The sequence below is a fragment of the Streptomyces sp. NPDC088810 genome, assembly GCF_044750305.1.
Lineage (GTDB): Bacteria > Actinomycetota > Actinomycetes > Streptomycetales > Streptomycetaceae > Streptomyces.
Window position 1 is genome coordinate 860,810 of the sequence record NZ_JBIVJQ010000001.1, and the last position, 14,321, is coordinate 875,130.

General features: G+C 72.0%; 18 protein-coding genes. 10 read left to right on the plus strand and 8 right to left on the minus strand.

The genetic code is table 11. From position 1 onward, the window contains the following. Positions 1-5: 5 nt before the first annotated feature. The 3 genes from ACIP4Y_RS03935 to ACIP4Y_RS03945 all read left to right on the plus strand — a co-directional run bounded on the left by ACIP4Y_RS03935 (position 6) and on the right by ACIP4Y_RS03945 (position 2,468). The gene (locus ACIP4Y_RS03935) at positions 6-983 is read left to right on the plus strand and encodes a small ribosomal subunit Rsm22 family protein (RefSeq protein ID WP_401387357.1); all 978 of its coding nucleotides are present in this window, start codon (positions 6-8) and stop codon (positions 981-983) included. Positions 984-1,014: 31 nt separating this feature from the next. Further along, complete coding sequence (locus ACIP4Y_RS03940) at positions 1,015-1,629, plus strand: TetR/AcrR family transcriptional regulator (protein ID WP_401387360.1); 615 nt, start codon at positions 1,015-1,017, stop codon at positions 1,627-1,629. A 101-nt stretch (positions 1,630-1,730) separates the two neighbouring features. Further along, positions 1,731-2,468: a bifunctional DNA primase/polymerase gene (locus ACIP4Y_RS03945; protein ID WP_401387363.1), complete on the plus strand. Its 738-nt coding sequence runs from the start codon at positions 1,731-1,733 to the stop codon at positions 2,466-2,468. A 12-nt stretch (positions 2,469-2,480) separates the two neighbouring features. On the opposite strand, the gene ACIP4Y_RS03950 is transcribed toward ACIP4Y_RS03945, so the two are convergent. The 4 genes from ACIP4Y_RS03950 to efeO are packed head-to-tail and all read right to left on the minus strand — an operon-like array spanning position 2,481 to position 6,720. Beyond that, positions 2,481-3,473, minus strand: coding sequence for a hypothetical protein (locus ACIP4Y_RS03950; RefSeq protein ID WP_401387366.1), 993 nt, complete (start codon positions 3,471-3,473; stop codon positions 2,481-2,483). Next, on the minus strand, positions 3,433-4,305 hold the full coding sequence (efeU, locus tag ACIP4Y_RS03955; RefSeq protein WP_358640773.1) for an iron uptake transporter permease EfeU: 873 nt from the start codon (positions 4,303-4,305) through the stop codon (positions 3,433-3,435). The genes ACIP4Y_RS03950 and efeU overlap by 41 nt, the downstream gene beginning before the upstream one ends. A 4-nt stretch (positions 4,306-4,309) precedes the next feature. Beyond that, positions 4,310-5,566, minus strand: a complete 1,257-nt coding sequence (efeB, locus tag ACIP4Y_RS03960) for an iron uptake transporter deferrochelatase/peroxidase subunit (RefSeq protein ID WP_358640771.1) — start codon at positions 5,564-5,566, stop codon at positions 4,310-4,312. Between the two features lie 17 nt (positions 5,567-5,583). Beyond that, a complete protein-coding gene (efeO, locus tag ACIP4Y_RS03965) occupies positions 5,584-6,720 on the minus strand; it encodes an iron uptake system protein EfeO (protein WP_401387370.1) in 1,137 nt (378 codons plus the stop codon). A 186-nt stretch (positions 6,721-6,906) separates the two neighbouring features. On the opposite strand from efeO, the gene ACIP4Y_RS03970 reads away from it, so the two are divergent. The 3 genes from ACIP4Y_RS03970 to ACIP4Y_RS03980 all read left to right on the plus strand — a co-directional run bounded on the left by ACIP4Y_RS03970 (position 6,907) and on the right by ACIP4Y_RS03980 (position 8,779). Continuing rightward, positions 6,907-7,764 carry a hypothetical protein gene (locus ACIP4Y_RS03970; protein WP_401387373.1) on the plus strand — a complete coding sequence of 286 codons (858 nt, stop codon included), beginning with the start codon at positions 6,907-6,909 and terminating at the stop codon, positions 7,762-7,764. Then, positions 7,757-8,485 carry a PhzF family phenazine biosynthesis protein gene (locus ACIP4Y_RS03975; RefSeq protein ID WP_401387376.1) on the plus strand — a complete coding sequence of 243 codons (729 nt, stop codon included), beginning with the start codon at positions 7,757-7,759 and terminating at the stop codon, positions 8,483-8,485. Before ACIP4Y_RS03970 ends, ACIP4Y_RS03975 begins: the two co-directional genes overlap by 8 nt. A gap of 96 nt (positions 8,486-8,581) precedes the next feature. Then, a complete protein-coding gene (locus ACIP4Y_RS03980) occupies positions 8,582-8,779 on the plus strand; it encodes a hypothetical protein (protein WP_401387379.1) in 198 nt (65 codons plus the stop codon). Between the two features lie 52 nt (positions 8,780-8,831). On the opposite strand, the gene ACIP4Y_RS03985 is transcribed toward ACIP4Y_RS03980, so the two are convergent. Both ACIP4Y_RS03985 and map read right to left on the minus strand, forming a co-directional pair. Then, positions 8,832-9,494 carry a heme oxygenase (biliverdin-producing) gene (locus ACIP4Y_RS03985; RefSeq protein ID WP_401387382.1) on the minus strand — a complete coding sequence of 221 codons (663 nt, stop codon included), beginning with the start codon at positions 9,492-9,494 and terminating at the stop codon, positions 8,832-8,834. A gap of 95 nt (positions 9,495-9,589) precedes the next feature. Further along, on the minus strand, positions 9,590-10,447 hold the full coding sequence (map, locus tag ACIP4Y_RS03990) for a type I methionyl aminopeptidase (RefSeq protein ID WP_358640759.1): 858 nt from the start codon (positions 10,445-10,447) through the stop codon (positions 9,590-9,592). Between the two features lie 58 nt (positions 10,448-10,505). Between map and ACIP4Y_RS03995 the strand changes: the two genes are divergently transcribed. Continuing rightward, positions 10,506-10,739 carry a hypothetical protein gene (locus tag ACIP4Y_RS03995; protein ID WP_358640757.1) on the plus strand — a complete coding sequence of 78 codons (234 nt, stop codon included), beginning with the start codon at positions 10,506-10,508 and terminating at the stop codon, positions 10,737-10,739. 31 nt (positions 10,740-10,770) lie between these two features. On the opposite strand, the gene ACIP4Y_RS04000 is transcribed toward ACIP4Y_RS03995, so the two are convergent. Beyond that, the gene (locus ACIP4Y_RS04000; RefSeq protein WP_401387386.1) at positions 10,771-11,367 is read right to left on the minus strand and encodes a hypothetical protein; all 597 of its coding nucleotides are present in this window, start codon (positions 11,365-11,367) and stop codon (positions 10,771-10,773) included. Positions 11,368-11,446: 79 nt separating this feature from the next. Here ACIP4Y_RS04000 and ACIP4Y_RS04005 point away from each other — a divergent pair, with 79 nt between their 5' ends. The 3 genes from ACIP4Y_RS04005 (at position 11,447) to ACIP4Y_RS04015 (ending at position 13,519) form a co-directional block, all read left to right on the plus strand. Next, positions 11,447-12,523, plus strand: coding sequence for an exo-alpha-sialidase (locus ACIP4Y_RS04005; protein ID WP_401387389.1), 1,077 nt, complete (start codon positions 11,447-11,449; stop codon positions 12,521-12,523). 37 nt (positions 12,524-12,560) lie between these two features. After that, positions 12,561-13,265 (plus strand): NADPH-dependent F420 reductase, encoded by a 705-nt coding sequence (npdG, locus tag ACIP4Y_RS04010; protein ID WP_401387392.1) that lies wholly within the window; start codon positions 12,561-12,563, stop codon positions 13,263-13,265. A 68-nt stretch (positions 13,266-13,333) separates the two neighbouring features. Next, positions 13,334-13,519, plus strand: coding sequence for a hypothetical protein (locus ACIP4Y_RS04015; RefSeq protein WP_401387395.1), 186 nt, complete (start codon positions 13,334-13,336; stop codon positions 13,517-13,519). Positions 13,520-13,526: 7 nt separating this feature from the next. Here the strand turns inward: ACIP4Y_RS04015 and ACIP4Y_RS04020 are convergent, their stop codons facing one another. After that, complete coding sequence (locus ACIP4Y_RS04020; protein WP_401387397.1) at positions 13,527-14,309, minus strand: site-2 protease family protein; 783 nt, start codon at positions 14,307-14,309, stop codon at positions 13,527-13,529. Between the last annotated feature and the right edge of the window lie 12 nt (positions 14,310-14,321).

Sequence of the window (14,321 nt, forward strand, 5' to 3'; positions counted from 1 at the left end):
GCCGGGTGAACGACCCCCTCCGCACCGCACTGGCCGAGCTGCTGGACGGTCTGCCCCCCACGGAGGTGACCGCCGCCGTGGACCGCCTGATCACCCACTACCGCGGCGACACCCCCACCCACGCCCCGATCCTCCGCGACCGCGCCGACGTCGCCGCGTACGCCGCCTACCGCATGCCGGCCACCTTCGAAGCGGTCCGCTCCGCGCTGGAGGCGTTCGCGGAGACCGCCCCCGACTGGACCCCGGGAAGTCACGTCGACATCGGCGGCGGCACCGGCGCCGCCACCTGGGCCGTGGCGGAAACCTGGCCCGGCGAGCGCAGCGTCACCGTGCTGGACTGGGCGGAGCCCGCGCTCACCCTCGGCCGGCAGCTCGCCGCCGCCCACCCGGACCTGACGGACGCCCGCTGGCAGCGCGCCCGGATCGGCGCGGACCTCACACTCGACGACACCGACCTGGTCACGGTGTCGTACGTCCTCAACGAACTCGCCGAACCCGACCGCGCCGCCCTCGTCGACGCCGCCGCCGGCGCCGCGCGGACCGTCGTGATCGTCGAGGCCGGCACCCCGGCCGGCTACCGGCGGATCATCGAGGCCCGCGACCGGCTGATCCGGGCCGGCTTCCGCGTCGCCGCCCCCTGCCCGCACAGCGCCGCCTGCCCCATCGCGCCGGGCACGGACTGGTGCCACTTCTCCGCCCGGGTCGGCCGCTCCTCCCTGCACCGGCAGGTCAAGGGCGGCTCGCTGGCGTACGAGGACGAGAAGTTCAGCTACGTCGCCGCGACCCGGCTGCCCGCCGAACCCGCCGCCGCCCGGGTGGTCCGCCGCCCGCAGATCCGCAAGGGCCAGGTGCTGCTCGACCTGTGCGAGGCCGAGGAGCGGCTGCGCCGCACCACGGTCACCAAGCGCCACGGCGACCTGTACAAGGCGGCCCGGGACGCCGACTGGGGTGACGCCTGGCCACCGTACGACTCCGCCTCGTAGCCCACGGCCGTGGCTTGTTACTTTCGACCCCATGGTCGACAAGCCCGCCCCCGACGCCACCCGCCGCAGCGAGAAGTCCCGCAGAGCGATCTACGCCGCCGCCCTCGCCCTGGTGGGGGAGGTGGGCTACCCGAGGACCACCGTCGAAGGGATCGCCGCCCGCGCCGGGGTCGGCAAGCAGACGATCTACCGCTGGTGGTCCTCCAAGGCGGACGTCCTGCTGGAGGCGTTCCTCGACCTGTCCAGGCAGGCGGCCCAGGAGGCGGGCCAGGAGTCGTACGTCATCCCGGACACCGGTGACCTCGCCGCCGACCTCAAGGCCGTGCTGCGGATCACGGTGGACCAACTGCTCGACCCGCGCTTCGCAGTGCCCTCCCGGGCGCTGGCCGCGGAAGGCCTCGTCAACGAGCAGCTCGGCCGCGAGTTCGTGAGCACCCTCCTCGAACCGCAGCTCCAGCTGTACGTGGCCCGCCTGCGCTCAGCGCAGGACGCCGGGCAGGTACGGCACGACGTCGATCCCCGGATCGCCCTGGAACTGTTCGTCTCGCCGCTCGCGCAACGCTGGCTGCAACGGACCGGGCCGATCTCGTACGCGTACACGGACACCCTCGTCGAGTACGCCCTGCACGGAATCGCGCCCCGTTGACCCCCGCCCGCCCCCCGTCCCGCCGGTTTTCAGACCCCCGAAGCACGTGAAGATGGGACGATAGGGCATGCTGTCCGCACAACAGCGAGGCGAGGGGATAGATGAGCGCGACGTTCGGCGGCCGGACCGGCCGGCAGGGCAAACTCTCCCAGTGGCTGCTCGGACGCCGCCCGAAGGAGGCCGCCGACGAAGGCGGCCGTGAGGCCCTGCTGCTCGCCGCCGCCGCGGCGGGACTGCCCCTCGCCCCCGCCGCGCACCCCACCGACGGCTACCGCTGTTCCTGCGACCGCGTGGGCTGTCCCACCCCGGCCCGGCACCCGGTGTCGTTCGCCTGGCAGACGCAGTCCACCACCGACCACGCCCAGATCGAGCGCTGGGCCCGGCACCAGCCGCAGGCGAACTTCATCACCGCCACCGGCATGGTCCACGACGTGCTGGACGTGCCCCTGGAGGCCGGCCGGGAGGCCATGGAGCGGCTGCTCGGCTCCGGCGTCGAGGTCGGACCGGTCGCCGAGAGCGACGACGGCCGCATGCTGTTCTTCACCCTCACCCGGGGCACCCCCGAGGACGAGGACGAGTGGTGGCCGTGCGAGCTGGACTGCCACCCGGAGACGATGGACGAGCACCCCGGCCTGCGCTGGCACTGCCGGGGCTCCTACGTCCTCGTACCGCCCGCCCGGCTGCCCGGCGACGCGGGCCAGCAGGTGCGCTGGCTGCGCGGCCCGGAGCATGCGCTGCCCGACCCGCTCAGCCTGCTGGAGGCGCTCACCGACGCCTGCGCCCGGCACGTGGGGACCGAGGCCGGCCCCCAGGGCGCGGCCTGGCCCCTGCACCACTGACGGGCCGGCCGGCTACTCGCCCTGCGCGGCCGTCAGGCCCTGCACGCGCCCCAGCATCCGCACCGGGCCGCTGCCGGCCGGGTCGAGCACCGCCTCGTTGGCGATCGACTCCAGCGTCAGGGACTGCTTCACCTCGCCCTTGACCAGGGCCTGCACGTCCTTGTTCGGGACCGACACCGTGCCGCCGGTGTAGGCGGTCTGCTTCTCGTAGTGGTGTGTGGTGAAGAACACCAGTGCCCCGCCGTCCGCCGTGCGCAGCGCGAGCGGCGCGTAGTCGCCGTGGGTGAGGGGTTCGTCGATGAACTGCCGGACCAGGCCCGGCTTCTTGGCCGCTTTCCTGCGGTCCGCGCGCAGCCCGCTGGTGTCGCGGCCGTCCGCGAAGGTCTGCCCGCCGCTCTTGAGATAGGCGGCGTACGTCTTGCTCAGCTCGTCGGGCCGGACGGCCAGTTGCGCGGTGTCGGCCGGCACGGCCTCGGCCCAGCCGTCCGCGTCCTTCTTGAACTCCGGTACGGTGCCGGGCGCCATCAGCGTCAGATAGCTCACCTGCCACCGCTCGCCGAGGTCGTTGCGGGTGAACACCAGCACCCAGCGGAAGTTCCCGCCCTTGTTGCCCTGGCCGTCGGCGACGAACCAGCGCGGCCAGCCGGCCTTCTTCGGGATCGTGTACTTCACGTCCGTCAGCGTCAGCGGGGTGTGGGCCCGGTTCCCCGACGGGTTGTTGACGTGCCCGGCCTCCAGCCGGGCGGAGTCGATGTCGGCGACGGCGCCGGTGACATAGGGCGCGTCCAGGGAGCTGTCGTAGGCCTTGTCGGCCTTGTTGTACGCGGTCGTGAACGCCGCGAGCGCCTTGGCGGCCTCGGCGCGGGTGCTCGCGGGGAGCACGACACGCTCCCCGTGCACCACCACGCATCCGCTCGCGGTCAGCGACAAAGCGGTCAGCGAGGCCGCTATGAGTGCGTTCCGGTCACGCCTGCGAAGCCGTCGACGGCTGCGTTCGCTGGTCATCGGGCTCCTTCACCTTCCCCTTTCCGGAGGCGAACCCTACCGGGGAGAGGAACAGCGCGAGCACCGGGACCAGGTACAGCGCCCACACCGTGATCTGAACGACCGTCGGGTCAGGCTGGAAGTTGAAGACGCCCTTCAGCAGGGTGCCGTACCAGCTGTCCGGCGGGATGGCGCCGCTGATGTCGAAGGCCAGGTGGTTGATGCCCGGGACCCAGTCGGCCTCCTGCAGGTCGTGGAAGCCGTACGCGAGCACGCCCGCCGCGACCACGACCAGCATGCCGCCGGTCCAGGTGAAGAACTTGGCCAGGTTGATCTTCAGGGCGCCCCGGTAGAACAGCCAGCCCAGGAGCACCGCCGTGGCGAGGCCGAGGGCGACTCCGACCAGCGGGCGCGGGGTGCCGTCGGAGGCCGCGTGCACCGACGCCCACACGAACAGCGCGGTCTCCAGGCCCTCCCGGCCGACCGCGAGGAACGCGGTGGCGACCAGCGCGCCCGTGCCGAGCGCGAGGGCCGCGTCCAGCTTGCCGTGCAGCTCCGACTTCAGGTGCCGGGCGGTGCGCCGCATCCAGAACACCATCCAGGTCACCAGGCCCACGGCGACGATCGACAGGGAGCCGCCGAGGGCCTCCTGCGCCTGGAAGGTCAGCTCCTGCGAGCCGAACTCCAGGGCGCAGCCGAAGCCCATGGCGATGGCGATCGCGATGCCGATGCCGATCCAGATCGGCCGCAGGGCGTCCTTGCGGCCGGTCTTGACCAGGTAGGCGATCAGGATGCAGACGACGAGCGACGCCTCCAGACCCTCGCGCAGACCGATCAGGTAGTTGGAGAACACGGGCCTACGCCTCCTTCGAGAACAGCGTGCGCCCCCACCAGTCGCCGGAGTCCCGGACGCCGGGCGGGACCGCGAAGACCGCCGAACCCACGTGCTGGATGTACTCGTTGAGCGCGTCGTGCGCGGCGAGGTTGCGCTGCAGCGGGATGAACCCCTTGCGCACGTCCCGCTGGTAGGCGAGGAAGAACAGGCCCGCGTCCAGCCGGCCGAGACCGTCGGTGCCGTCGGTGAAGGAGTAGCCCCGGCGCAGGATGGTGATCCCGTTGTTGGAGTCGGGGTGCGCGAGCCGCACGTGCGCGTCCGGCTTCATCGCCTTCAGGAACGGCTCGTCGTGCTCCTTGGCCTTGCCGACCGGGGCGCCCTCGCGCTTGTCCCGGCCGAACACGTCCTCCTGCTCCTGCAGGGAGGTGCGGTCCCAGGTCTCGATGTTCATCCGGATGCGCCGGGCGACCAGGTACGACCCGCCGGTCATCCAGTCCGGTCCGTCCTCGCCGCCGACCCACACGAACTTCTTCAGCCGGTCGGTCTCGGTGCCCGCGATGTTGCGGGTGCCGTCCTTGAAGCCCATCAGGTTGCGCGGGGTCTGCGCGTCCGGGGTGGTGGAGGAGGTCTTGCCGAAGCCGAGCTGGGACCAGCGGATGGCGACCTTGCCGAAGCCGATGCGGGCGAGGTTACGGATGGCGTGCACGGCGACCTGCGGGTCGTCGGCGCAGGCCTGGACGCACAGGTCGCCGCCGGTGCGGGACCTGTCCAGGTTGTCGCCGGGGAACTTGGGCAGGTCGACCAGGGCCTCGGGCCGCCGGTCCGCGAGCCCGAACTTGCCGAACAGCGACGGACCGAACCCGATGGTCAGGGTCAGCCGGGACGGCTTGAGCCCGAGCGCCTCGCCGGTGTCGTCCGGCGGGGCCTCGGCGAGCCCGCCGTAGGCGCCCTCGCCGACCGCCTTGCCCGCGGTCATCCGCCGGGCCGCCTCGGTCCAGTCCTTGAGCATCTGCACGAACTCGTCGCGGTCCTCGGTCTTCACGTCGAACGCGGCGAAGTGCAGCCGGTCCTGCACCGGGGTGGCGATGCCGGCCTGGTGGGCGCCGTGGAACTCCACCGCGCCACCGGTCTCGGCGGCGGCCGGGTCCATGTCGTTGCCCGTCTTGGCCATCGCCACGGCCCCGCCGGCCGCGGCGGCCCCGAGCGCGAGCCCGGCACCGCCCCAGCCGATCAGCGCACGACGCGACGGAGTGGCCTGAGTCTCCTGGGTCTCGGTCATCGCCCTGTCCCCCTTGCTTACTTCACGACCGCGGCGGCGAGCTTGGACAGCGGCTCGGCGAGCGCGTTCACCGCGTCCGACAGCTCCTTGCGCTGGTCCTTGGTGACCTTGTCGTAGGAGACGAAGTCGTACGAGGTCTTGTCCGAGCGGTACTGGTCGAGCAGCGTGTCGAGCGCCGCGAACTGCTTGTCCAGTTCCTTGGCCAGCGCCGGGTCGTTCTTCGCGGCGACCGGCTTCAGCAGCTCGTAAGCCTTCTGGGCGCCCTCGACGTTGCCCTTGAAGTCGACCAGGTCGGTGTGGGCGTAGCGGTCCTCCTCGCCGGTGACCTTGCCGGTGGCGACCTCGTCCAGCAGCTCCTTGGCGCCGTTGGCCATGGAGGTCGGGGTGATCTCCGCCTTGCCGACCCGGCCCTGCCAGTCCTTGAGGTCCGTCAGCAGCTGGTCGGCGAGGGCCTTCTCCTCAGCGCCGATCTTCTTGTCCTGCCAGAGCGCCTTCTCCAGCCGGTGCCAGCCGGTCCACTTCTGGCCGGCCTCCAGGCCGTCCTCGCGGACGTCGACCTTCGGGTCGATGTCACCGAAGGACTCGGCGACCGGCTCGGTGCGCTCCCAGCCGAGGCGGGAGAGGCCGTAGGCCTTCTTCGCGGCGTCCAGGTCGCCGGCCTTGACCGCCTTCACGAAGGCCTCGGCCTTCGGCAGGGTCTCGTCGGCCTGGTCCTGGGCGTACATGCGGTACTGGGCGACGGCCGTGTCCAGCTTCGGGTCGCGCTTGGCGGTGCCGGCGCCGCCGGTCACGGTGAGCTTCTGCCGGACGCCGTGGCCCTTCATGCCGGGCCGGCAGGCGATCTCGTACGAGCCGGCCTTCACCTCGGCGGTGAGCGTGTACTTGGTGCCGGGGCCGATGTTCTCCTTCTCGGAGACGATCCGGTCGTCCGGGAACAGGATCTCGACCTCGGTGGCCTTCGAGCCCTTGTTCTCGATCTTCAGCGTGACCTGGCCGGCCGGTGCGGACGTGCTGGAGGTCTCGCACTTGGAGTCGGCGGCCGTGACCTGGATGGCGTCAGCGTCCTTGGCATCGCTTTTCGCGGTGCAGGCCGAGAGGGCGGTCAGAGCCGCCGCGGTGGCGGCGGCGGTGACGGTCAGTCGGACGGCGCGCATGCAGGCTCCAAGCGGATCTGGTCTGGTGAGGCTGCCCTAACTTACATGAGGCTAACCTCACCCATATCCGTCGGGGTCGTGATTCAGCTCTCACAGAAAGATCACAGACACGGCTTGATCGCGATGTCTCAAAAGAGACGGCAACAAACGGCAAAGGCGACGCCAAGCGGTGGCAGGGTGGCGGCCATGGGGAGCGCGCGCAGAGAACTGCTGGGGCCCGGCGGCCTGGTGCTGGAGGTACGCAACCGGCCGGGGCCGCCGCCGTTGCGCTTCGAGACGGCCGGCGGCGGCCGCATGCTGCTGCGGCAGGACGAGCGGGTGCTGCTGCTGGCCCGGGTGGAGGAGGCGAACCAGGGCGTGTACGTCAGCCGGTACGCCGGCTACCGCCCGCCCCTCCCGCCGATGCGCTCCGCGCTGATGCGCGACCCGGGCAACTGGGTGCACGCCTGCGCCCGGTGGCTGGAGGAGACGCACCACGGCCCCTTGCACGACTCCCGTTGGCATCTGCGGATGCGCACGGTGTTCCCCCCGTACGTCTGGCACGCCGCCGACTTCGTCCGCCCGTGGCCCCACTGCCACCTCGACTGGTCCGGAGACGGCTGGCACGGAGTCGTGCCCCTGCGTCCGCTCTCTGCCGAGGACGCGCCCCGGGTGCGGGCCTACCGCAAACACGCCCGCGACGGCACCCTCGCGCCGGTGCTGCTCTGGTGGGTCACCGCCCTCGACGGCTGGCTGCTGCTCGACGGGCACGACAGGGCCGTCGCGGCGGTCGCGGAGGGGCGCACTCCGCCGTGCGTGGTGCTCGCCCGGGTGCCGGACGAGGAGGACTGGCGGCGGGAGGTCCGCGAGGCGACCGAAGCCCATCGGGTGCGGTCGGCCGCTGCGGGCGCCGAGCAGCGCGAGACGCAGGCGCGGGCCTACGCCGACACCGTCTCCGGCCTGCCGTACGAGGAGGCCCGCACCCGGTCCTGGCCCCTGCCCGGCGGTGTCCCCGCCTGGGAAGCGGTCGCTCAGGCCGCGATGTTTCAATTCCCCGGTGACTGACTACGACGTACTCCGCGTCTTCTGCGGGCCGAACGGCGGCTACGGCAACGAGCTGGGCGTCGTCCGCGACGGCTCGGTGCTGCCCGAGCGGAGCGACCGGCAGGAGCTGGCGGCCAAACTCGGCTATAGCGAGACCGTGTTCGTGGACGACCCCGAGCGCGGAGTGATCGACATCTACACCCCCGCCCTGCGCCTGCCCTTCGCCGGTCACGCCTGCGTGGGCACGGCCTGGCTGCTCGACGTACCCGAACTGGTCACCCCCGCCGGGGTCGTCGGGACCCGGCTGGACGGCGAGTTCAGCTGGATCGAGGCCCGCGCCGAGTGGGTGCCGCCGCGCACCCTGCGCCAGTACGCGAGCGCCGCCGAGGTGGACGCCCTCGACGTGCCGCCGCCGGGTGAGCGAAGCGAGATGGGTGTCCCCCCGGACGAAGTCCTGGGGAGGCTGTACGCCTGGGCCTGGGAGGACGAGGCCGCCGGGCGGGTGCGGGCCCGCGCCTTCACCGGCCGCGTCGATGAGCGCGGCGACATCCGCTCCGGTGGAGCCGGTGTTCGCACCGGGGGCATCGAGGAGGACGAGGCCTCGGGCGCGGCCGCCCTGCTCCTCACCGACCGGCTGGGCCGGGCCCTCAACATCGTCCAGGGCCGGGGCTCGCAGATCCTCACCGCGCCCCAGCCGCACGGGTGGGTCGAGGTCGGCGGCCGGGTCCACCTGGAGCGCTGACGCGTCCGCGCCCCCGTTCGGGTGGATCCGCGTGTGCGTGCGAAGGCGAACGGGGACCTCTGGGCGTGACCACTCCGCCTCCCCGAGAGGAGCACCATGCGCATCAGATCAGTCCTGGCAGCGACGGTCCTCGCCGCCGCCCTCGCCGCCACCGGCGCGACGACGGCCGGCGCGTCCGCCCACGACACCGGGGACGACCGCGAGGCCGTCTGCAGCCCGTACGCCGGCGAACTGAGCTCGCTGGAGAACCACATCTCCTGGTCCGGCGCCCACTGCAGCACCTACCTGCGCTGATGCGAACCGGGTCTCCCCCCGCACAGGCGGCGGGGGGCCCGGTCTTCCGGGCTCAGGCGGACAGTGGGAACTCCTCGCCGAGGGCCCGGAAGACCGCCGTGTTCAGCGCGAAGGCCCGCTTGCACTCCGCGACGACCCGCTGCTTCTCCAGGTCGTCCACCCCTATCCGGTCCAGCAGCTGCCGGTAACCCCGCTTGAACGCGGCCGGGTTGGGGATCGCGTCGAAGACGTAGAACCGGACCCCGTCCCCCTTCTTGGCGAAGCCCCACGTCCGCTCCGCCTTGTCCCGGATGATCTGCCCGCCGGAGAGGTCGCCGAGGTAGCGGGTGTAGTGGTGGGCGACGTAACCGCCGGGCCAGCGCTCGGCGCACTCCCGCACCCGGTCCGCGTACGCCCTGGTGGCGGGCAGCGCGCTCAGGGCCGCCCGCCGGCCGGGTCCCCGCAGATGCGCCAGGTCCCGCTCCAGCGCGGGCAGTCGGAACAGTTCCGGCCGGATGAACGGCCCGGCCACCGGGTCCGCCGCCAGCCGCTCGGCCGAGCTCTCCAGTGCTTCGTAGACGAACCACAGCTGCTCGGTGTACCGCGCGTAGGCCGCGACTCCGAGCCGGCCGCCGAGCAGGTCGCTCATGAACGTCGAGGTCTCGGCCTCTGCGTGCTGCTCGTGCGAGGCGCTCCGGATGAGGGACGAGAAGGAGTGCGACGAGTGGGGGTCCATGGGCACATCCTTTGCCGACAGCCTGTCGGTAAAACTCTACAAGAGAAAGCCCGCCCCCGTCAGGGAGCGGGCCGGGCGGCGGCCGGGGCGGTGCGTCAGGGCAGGGTGAGGATCTCCGCGCCGGTGTCCGTGACCACCAGGGTGTGCTCGAACTGCGCGGTCCGCTTGCGGTCCTTCGTCACGACCGTCCAGCCGTCGTCCCACATGTCGTAGTCGTGGGTGCCGAGCGTCAGCATCGGCTCGATCGTGAACGTCATCCCCGGCTGCATCACCGTCGTGGCGTGCGGGCTGTCGTAGTGCGGGATGATCAGCCCGGAGTGGAACGAGGTGCTGATGCCGTGCCCGGTGAAGTCCCGGACGACGCCGTAGCCGAAGCGCTTGGCGTACGACTCGATGACCCGGCCGATGACGTTGATCTGCCGGCCCGGCTTCACGGCCTTGATCGCCCGGTCGAGCGCCTCACGGGTGCGCTCCACCAGCAGCCGGGACTCCTCGTCCACCTCGCCGACCAGGTAGGTGGCGTTGTTGTCGCCGTGCACCCCGCCGATGTACGCGGTCACGTCCAGGTTGACGATGTCGCCGTCCCTGAGGACCGTCGAGTCCGGGATGCCGTGGCAGATGACCTCGTTGACCGACGTGCACAGCGATTTCGGGAAGCCGCGGTAGCCGAGCGTGGACGGGTACGCCCCGTGGTCGCACATGTAGTCGTGGGCGACCTTGTCCAGCTGGTCCGTGGTGACCCCGGGCGCGATGATCTTCGCGGCCTCCGCCATCGCCTGCGCGGCGATACGGCCGGCGATCCGCATCGCCTCGATGGTCTCGGGGGTCTGCACCTCCGGCCCGGTGTAGGGCGTCGGCGCGGGCTTGCCGACGTACTCGGGGCGGCGGATGTTTCCGGGGACCGAACGGGTGGGAGACAGCTCCCCTGGTACGAGCAGCGACTGGCCAGACATGCCAGCGAGTCTAACCAGCGGACATGGGGGAACATGTCGGTGGCGAGAGGAGCTGTTCATGGCCCTGTTCAAGAAGCGCACCGCCGGCAAGCCGGGGGAGTGGTACTACTGCCTGGAGCACAAGAAGGTCGAGGAAGGCCCGGACTGCCCGGGCAAGGACCGCTTCGGGCCGTACGCCTCCCGAGAGGAGGCCCAGCACGCGATGGAGACCGCCGCCGAGCGCAACCTCCAGTGGGAGAACGACCCGCGCTGGCACGACGCGCCGTCCGGCGGCAAGACCGACGGGGACTGATCACCGACTGATCACGGGTTGACCGGACTGTTCACCAAGGGGCCGGCGGGGGTGCTGTCAGGGCCTCTGTCAGGCGGGTCAGTCTGTCCCGGAAACCCCGTCGCACCCTCGGAGAGCCCCCGTTCTCGCCGGCCGCCGCGCTGACCAGGTGCTGGACGGTGTCCAGGTCCAGCTCCGCCCCCGCCGGCACGGCCAGCGTGTCGTGCGCCATCGCGGCCAGCTCGCCCCCGCCCGCGCCCAGCGCCAGCACCGTCACCCCGGCCCGCCGGGCGTCGTGCACCCGCTCCAGCAGCGGCGCGGGCTCCTCCGGCGCTACGACCAGCAGGGTCTCGCCGCGCCGCGCCGCCGCGATCCGGCCCGGGCCGACGGCCAGGTGGGGCGGATCGGAGGGGCGCGCGTGATGCCGTACCAGCGTCGGCGCCAGCTCGGGCGTGCCCGACCACGCGGCCTCGTCCACCAGATGCGCGGCCAGGTGCCAGGGCTCGTACCGAGGCGTGCCGACCAGCAGCAGCCCGCCCCCGTGTGCCACCACCGACCCGCGCAGCACTCCGGCGAACCTCCGGGTGGCCCCCAGCCACTCGGTCCCGGCGAGCACTTCGCGCAGCAACGCGACCCGTACGGCGTCCATGCGACCGCATACTGCCGCAAACGGACAGTTGTGACGCGGAGTTCACCCCGAATTCGCCCGACGTGGGGACGGTGACGGGATGACCGACGTGACCGTCCCCTTCCGCGCGGGCCGCGAGGGGTATGCCAGTTTCCGTATCCCGGCCGTCGTCGCCACCCGGTCCGGCACGCTGCTCGCCTTCTGCGAGGGCCGCGTCGACTCCGCCGCCGACCACGGACACATCGACATCGTGCTGAAGCGGTCCACGGACGGCGGCCGTACCTGGGGACCGCTCCAGGTGGCCGCGCGCAATGGCGAGAACCTCGCCGGCAACCCCGCCCCCGTCGTCCTGGACACCGGCCGGATCCTGCTGGTGCACATCCGGGCCGCCGCCTCCGCCACCGAGGCCGCCATCCTGCGCGGCCAGGTCGCGGACGCCGACGGGCGGCGGGTGTGGGTGCAACACAGCGATGACGACGCAATGACATGGTCCCGGCCCAGGGAGATCACCCTGCAGGTGAAGCGGCCCGGCTGGCGCTGGTACGCCACCACCCCCGGGCACGCCCTCCAGCTCACCTCCGGCCGCGTCCTCGTCCCGGCCAACCACACCCTGCCGCCCACCGGCACCGACACCGGCGCCGAGGCCAGGTACCACAGCGGGCACTGCCTGCTGAGCGACGACCGCGGCGAGACCTGGTACCTCGGCTACCTGGACGAGAACACCGACGGCTACGTCAACGCCAACGAGACCACCGCCGCCGAACTCCCCGACGGCCGGGTCTACCTCAACACCCGCAACGACTCCCCGTCGCCCGGCACCCGCGCCGACGCCCACTCCGGGGACGGCGGGAAGACCCTCGTGAAGCCCTTCCGGCCGCAGGCCGGGCTGACCGCGCCGGTCTGCGAGGCCTCCGTCCTCCAGCTCCGCGACCCCGACCTGCTGCTCTTCTCCGGCCCCGCCGACCCCGGCGGCGCCCGCGCCCTGATGACGATCCGCGCCTCCGCCGACGGCGGCACCACCTGGCGCCCGGCGTTCACCGTCGACGGGCTGCCCGCCGCCTACTCCGACCTGGTCCGCGTCGATCCGCACACGGTCGGTCTGCTCTACGAGACCGGCGACTTCGGCGCCTACGAGACGATCACCTTCCGCCGGGTGCCCGTGCACCGGCTGACCTGAGCCGGTACGCGCCCGGCGGCGGACGTAGAGTCGGGCCATGACCTCTACCGACAGCGCACAGAAGGCCCCCGCCAAGGACCCCTGGGACCTGCCCGACGTCTCCGGGTACGTCGTCGGCGTGCTCGGCGGCACCGGACCGCAGGGCAAGGGCCTCGCCTACCGGCTCGCCCGGGCCGGCCAGAAGGTGATCATCGGCTCCCGCGCCGCCGAGCGCGCGCAGGCCGCCGCCGAGGAACTCGGCCACGGCATCGAGGGCGCCGACAACGCCGAGACGGCGCGCCGCAGCGACATCGTGATCGTCGCCGTCCCGTGGGAGGGCCACGGCGACACCCTGAAGTCCCTGCGCGACGAACTGGCCGGCAAGCTCGTCGTGGACTGCGTCAACCCGCTCGGCTTCGACAAGAAGGGCGCCTACGCGCTCAAGCCGGAGGAGGGCAGCGCCGCCGAGCAGGCCGCCGCCCTGCTACCGGACTCCCGGGTCGCCGCCGCCTTCCACCACCTGTCGGCCGTCCTGCTCCAGGACCCGGAGATCGAGCAGATCGACACCGATGTGATGGTCCTCGGCGAGGAGCGCGCCGACGTGGAGATCGTGCAGGCGCTGGCCGGCCGCATCCCGGGCATGCGCGGCATCTTCGCGGGCCGGCTGCGCAACGCCCACCAGGTCGAGTCGCTGGTCGCGAACCTGATCTCCGTCAACCGCCGGTACAAGGCACACGCCGGGCTGCGCGTCACCGACGTGTGAGCCGGGCGGCCCATGGGGGACACTGGTGGCCTCAGCAGTGTCCCCCCGACAGTCCGGAGCCGACCCCCATGCCCCGCATCGCCCTCTACACCCTCGTCGTCTGCGTCCTCGCCGTGGCCGCCGCCGTCGTCTCCTTCGTCCAGGGCAGCTGGCTGGGGATCGTCTGGGTGCTGCTGGCGGGCCTGTCGTCCAACATGACGTGGTACTACGTGAAGCGTGGCAAGGCGGCCCGGGGCGGGTCCGTCACCGGCTGACCGCCCCTCACTGGTTGCCGCCCTGCCAGAACCGGTACAGCTCCTGCCCGCCGTACGTGGAGAAGAGGTCCACATCGAGGGCGCGCAGGACCGAGTGGACCACGTCGAAGAACGCGCTGTTGACGGCCGGCAGCCACAGCAGCGCGAACACGAACAGCAGCCCGAACGGAGCGAACGGCTCCACCTGCCGCTTCACGTTGTACGACAGCCACGGCTCGATCACGCCGTAGCCGTCCAGGCCCGGCACCGGCAGGAAGTTCAGCAGCGCCGCCGTCACCTGGAGCAGCGCCAGGAACGCCAGCGCGAACCGGAAGTCCGCGGGCACACCGTCCAGCGCGTCCAGCCAGAACGGGGCCGTGCACACCGCGGCGAACAGCACGTTCGTCAGCGGGCCCGCCGCCGAGATCAGGCTGTGCCGCCAGCGCCCCTGGATCCGGTTGCGCTCGATGAACACCGCACCGCCGGGCAGACCGATCCCGCCCATGATCACGAACAGCACGGGGAGCACGATGCTCAGCAGCGCGTGCGTGTACTTCAGCGGGTTCAGCGTGAGATAGCCCTTCGCGCCGACCGTGATGTCCCCGCTGTGCAGTGCGGTGCGCGCGTGCGCGTACTCGTGCAGGCACAGGGAGACGATCCAGGCCGCGGTCACGAACAGGAACACCGCGATGCCCGGCTGCGCGGCGAACCCGGTCCAGGTGGCCCAGCCGGTCACCGCCGTCACGGCCAGGATGCCGACGAACACGGGACTGATCTGCCGGTCGCCGTGGCGGGTGGTGGCGGTGGTCATGGGCGAGCTCCT

Excerpts from the sequence above, each read along its gene's own strand:
- efeB (WP_358640771.1), bottom strand. The coding sequence starts at position 5,566 with ATGACCGAGACCCAGGAGACTCAGGCCACTCCGTCGCGTCGTGCGCTG.
- ACIP4Y_RS04015 (WP_401387395.1), top strand. The coding sequence starts at position 13,334 with ATGCCCCGCATCGCCCTCTACACCCTCGTCGTCTGCGTCCTCGCCGTG.
- ACIP4Y_RS03980 (WP_401387379.1), top strand. The coding sequence starts at position 8,582 with ATGCGCATCAGATCAGTCCTGGCAGCGACGGTCCTCGCCGCCGCCCTC.
- efeO (WP_401387370.1), bottom strand. The coding sequence starts at position 6,720 with ATGCGCGCCGTCCGACTGACCGTCACCGCCGCCGCCACCGCGGCGGCT.
- npdG (WP_401387392.1), top strand. The coding sequence starts at position 12,561 with ATGACCTCTACCGACAGCGCACAGAAGGCCCCCGCCAAGGACCCCTGG.
- ACIP4Y_RS04000 (WP_401387386.1), bottom strand. The coding sequence starts at position 11,367 with ATGGACGCCGTACGGGTCGCGTTGCTGCGCGAAGTGCTCGCCGGGACC.
- ACIP4Y_RS04005 (WP_401387389.1), top strand. The coding sequence starts at position 11,447 with ATGACCGACGTGACCGTCCCCTTCCGCGCGGGCCGCGAGGGGTATGCC.
- ACIP4Y_RS03940 (WP_401387360.1), top strand. The coding sequence starts at position 1,015 with ATGGTCGACAAGCCCGCCCCCGACGCCACCCGCCGCAGCGAGAAGTCC.
- ACIP4Y_RS03985 (WP_401387382.1), bottom strand. The coding sequence starts at position 9,494 with ATGGACCCCCACTCGTCGCACTCCTTCTCGTCCCTCATCCGGAGCGCC.
- ACIP4Y_RS03995 (WP_358640757.1), top strand. The coding sequence starts at position 10,506 with ATGGCCCTGTTCAAGAAGCGCACCGCCGGCAAGCCGGGGGAGTGGTAC.
- ACIP4Y_RS04020 (WP_401387397.1), bottom strand. The coding sequence starts at position 14,309 with ATGACCACCGCCACCACCCGCCACGGCGACCGGCAGATCAGTCCCGTG.
- ACIP4Y_RS03950 (WP_401387366.1), bottom strand. The coding sequence starts at position 3,473 with ATGACCAGCGAACGCAGCCGTCGACGGCTTCGCAGGCGTGACCGGAAC.
- ACIP4Y_RS03945 (WP_401387363.1), top strand. The coding sequence starts at position 1,731 with ATGAGCGCGACGTTCGGCGGCCGGACCGGCCGGCAGGGCAAACTCTCC.
- ACIP4Y_RS03970 (WP_401387373.1), top strand. The coding sequence starts at position 6,907 with ATGGGGAGCGCGCGCAGAGAACTGCTGGGGCCCGGCGGCCTGGTGCTG.
- map (WP_358640759.1), bottom strand. The coding sequence starts at position 10,447 with ATGTCTGGCCAGTCGCTGCTCGTACCAGGGGAGCTGTCTCCCACCCGT.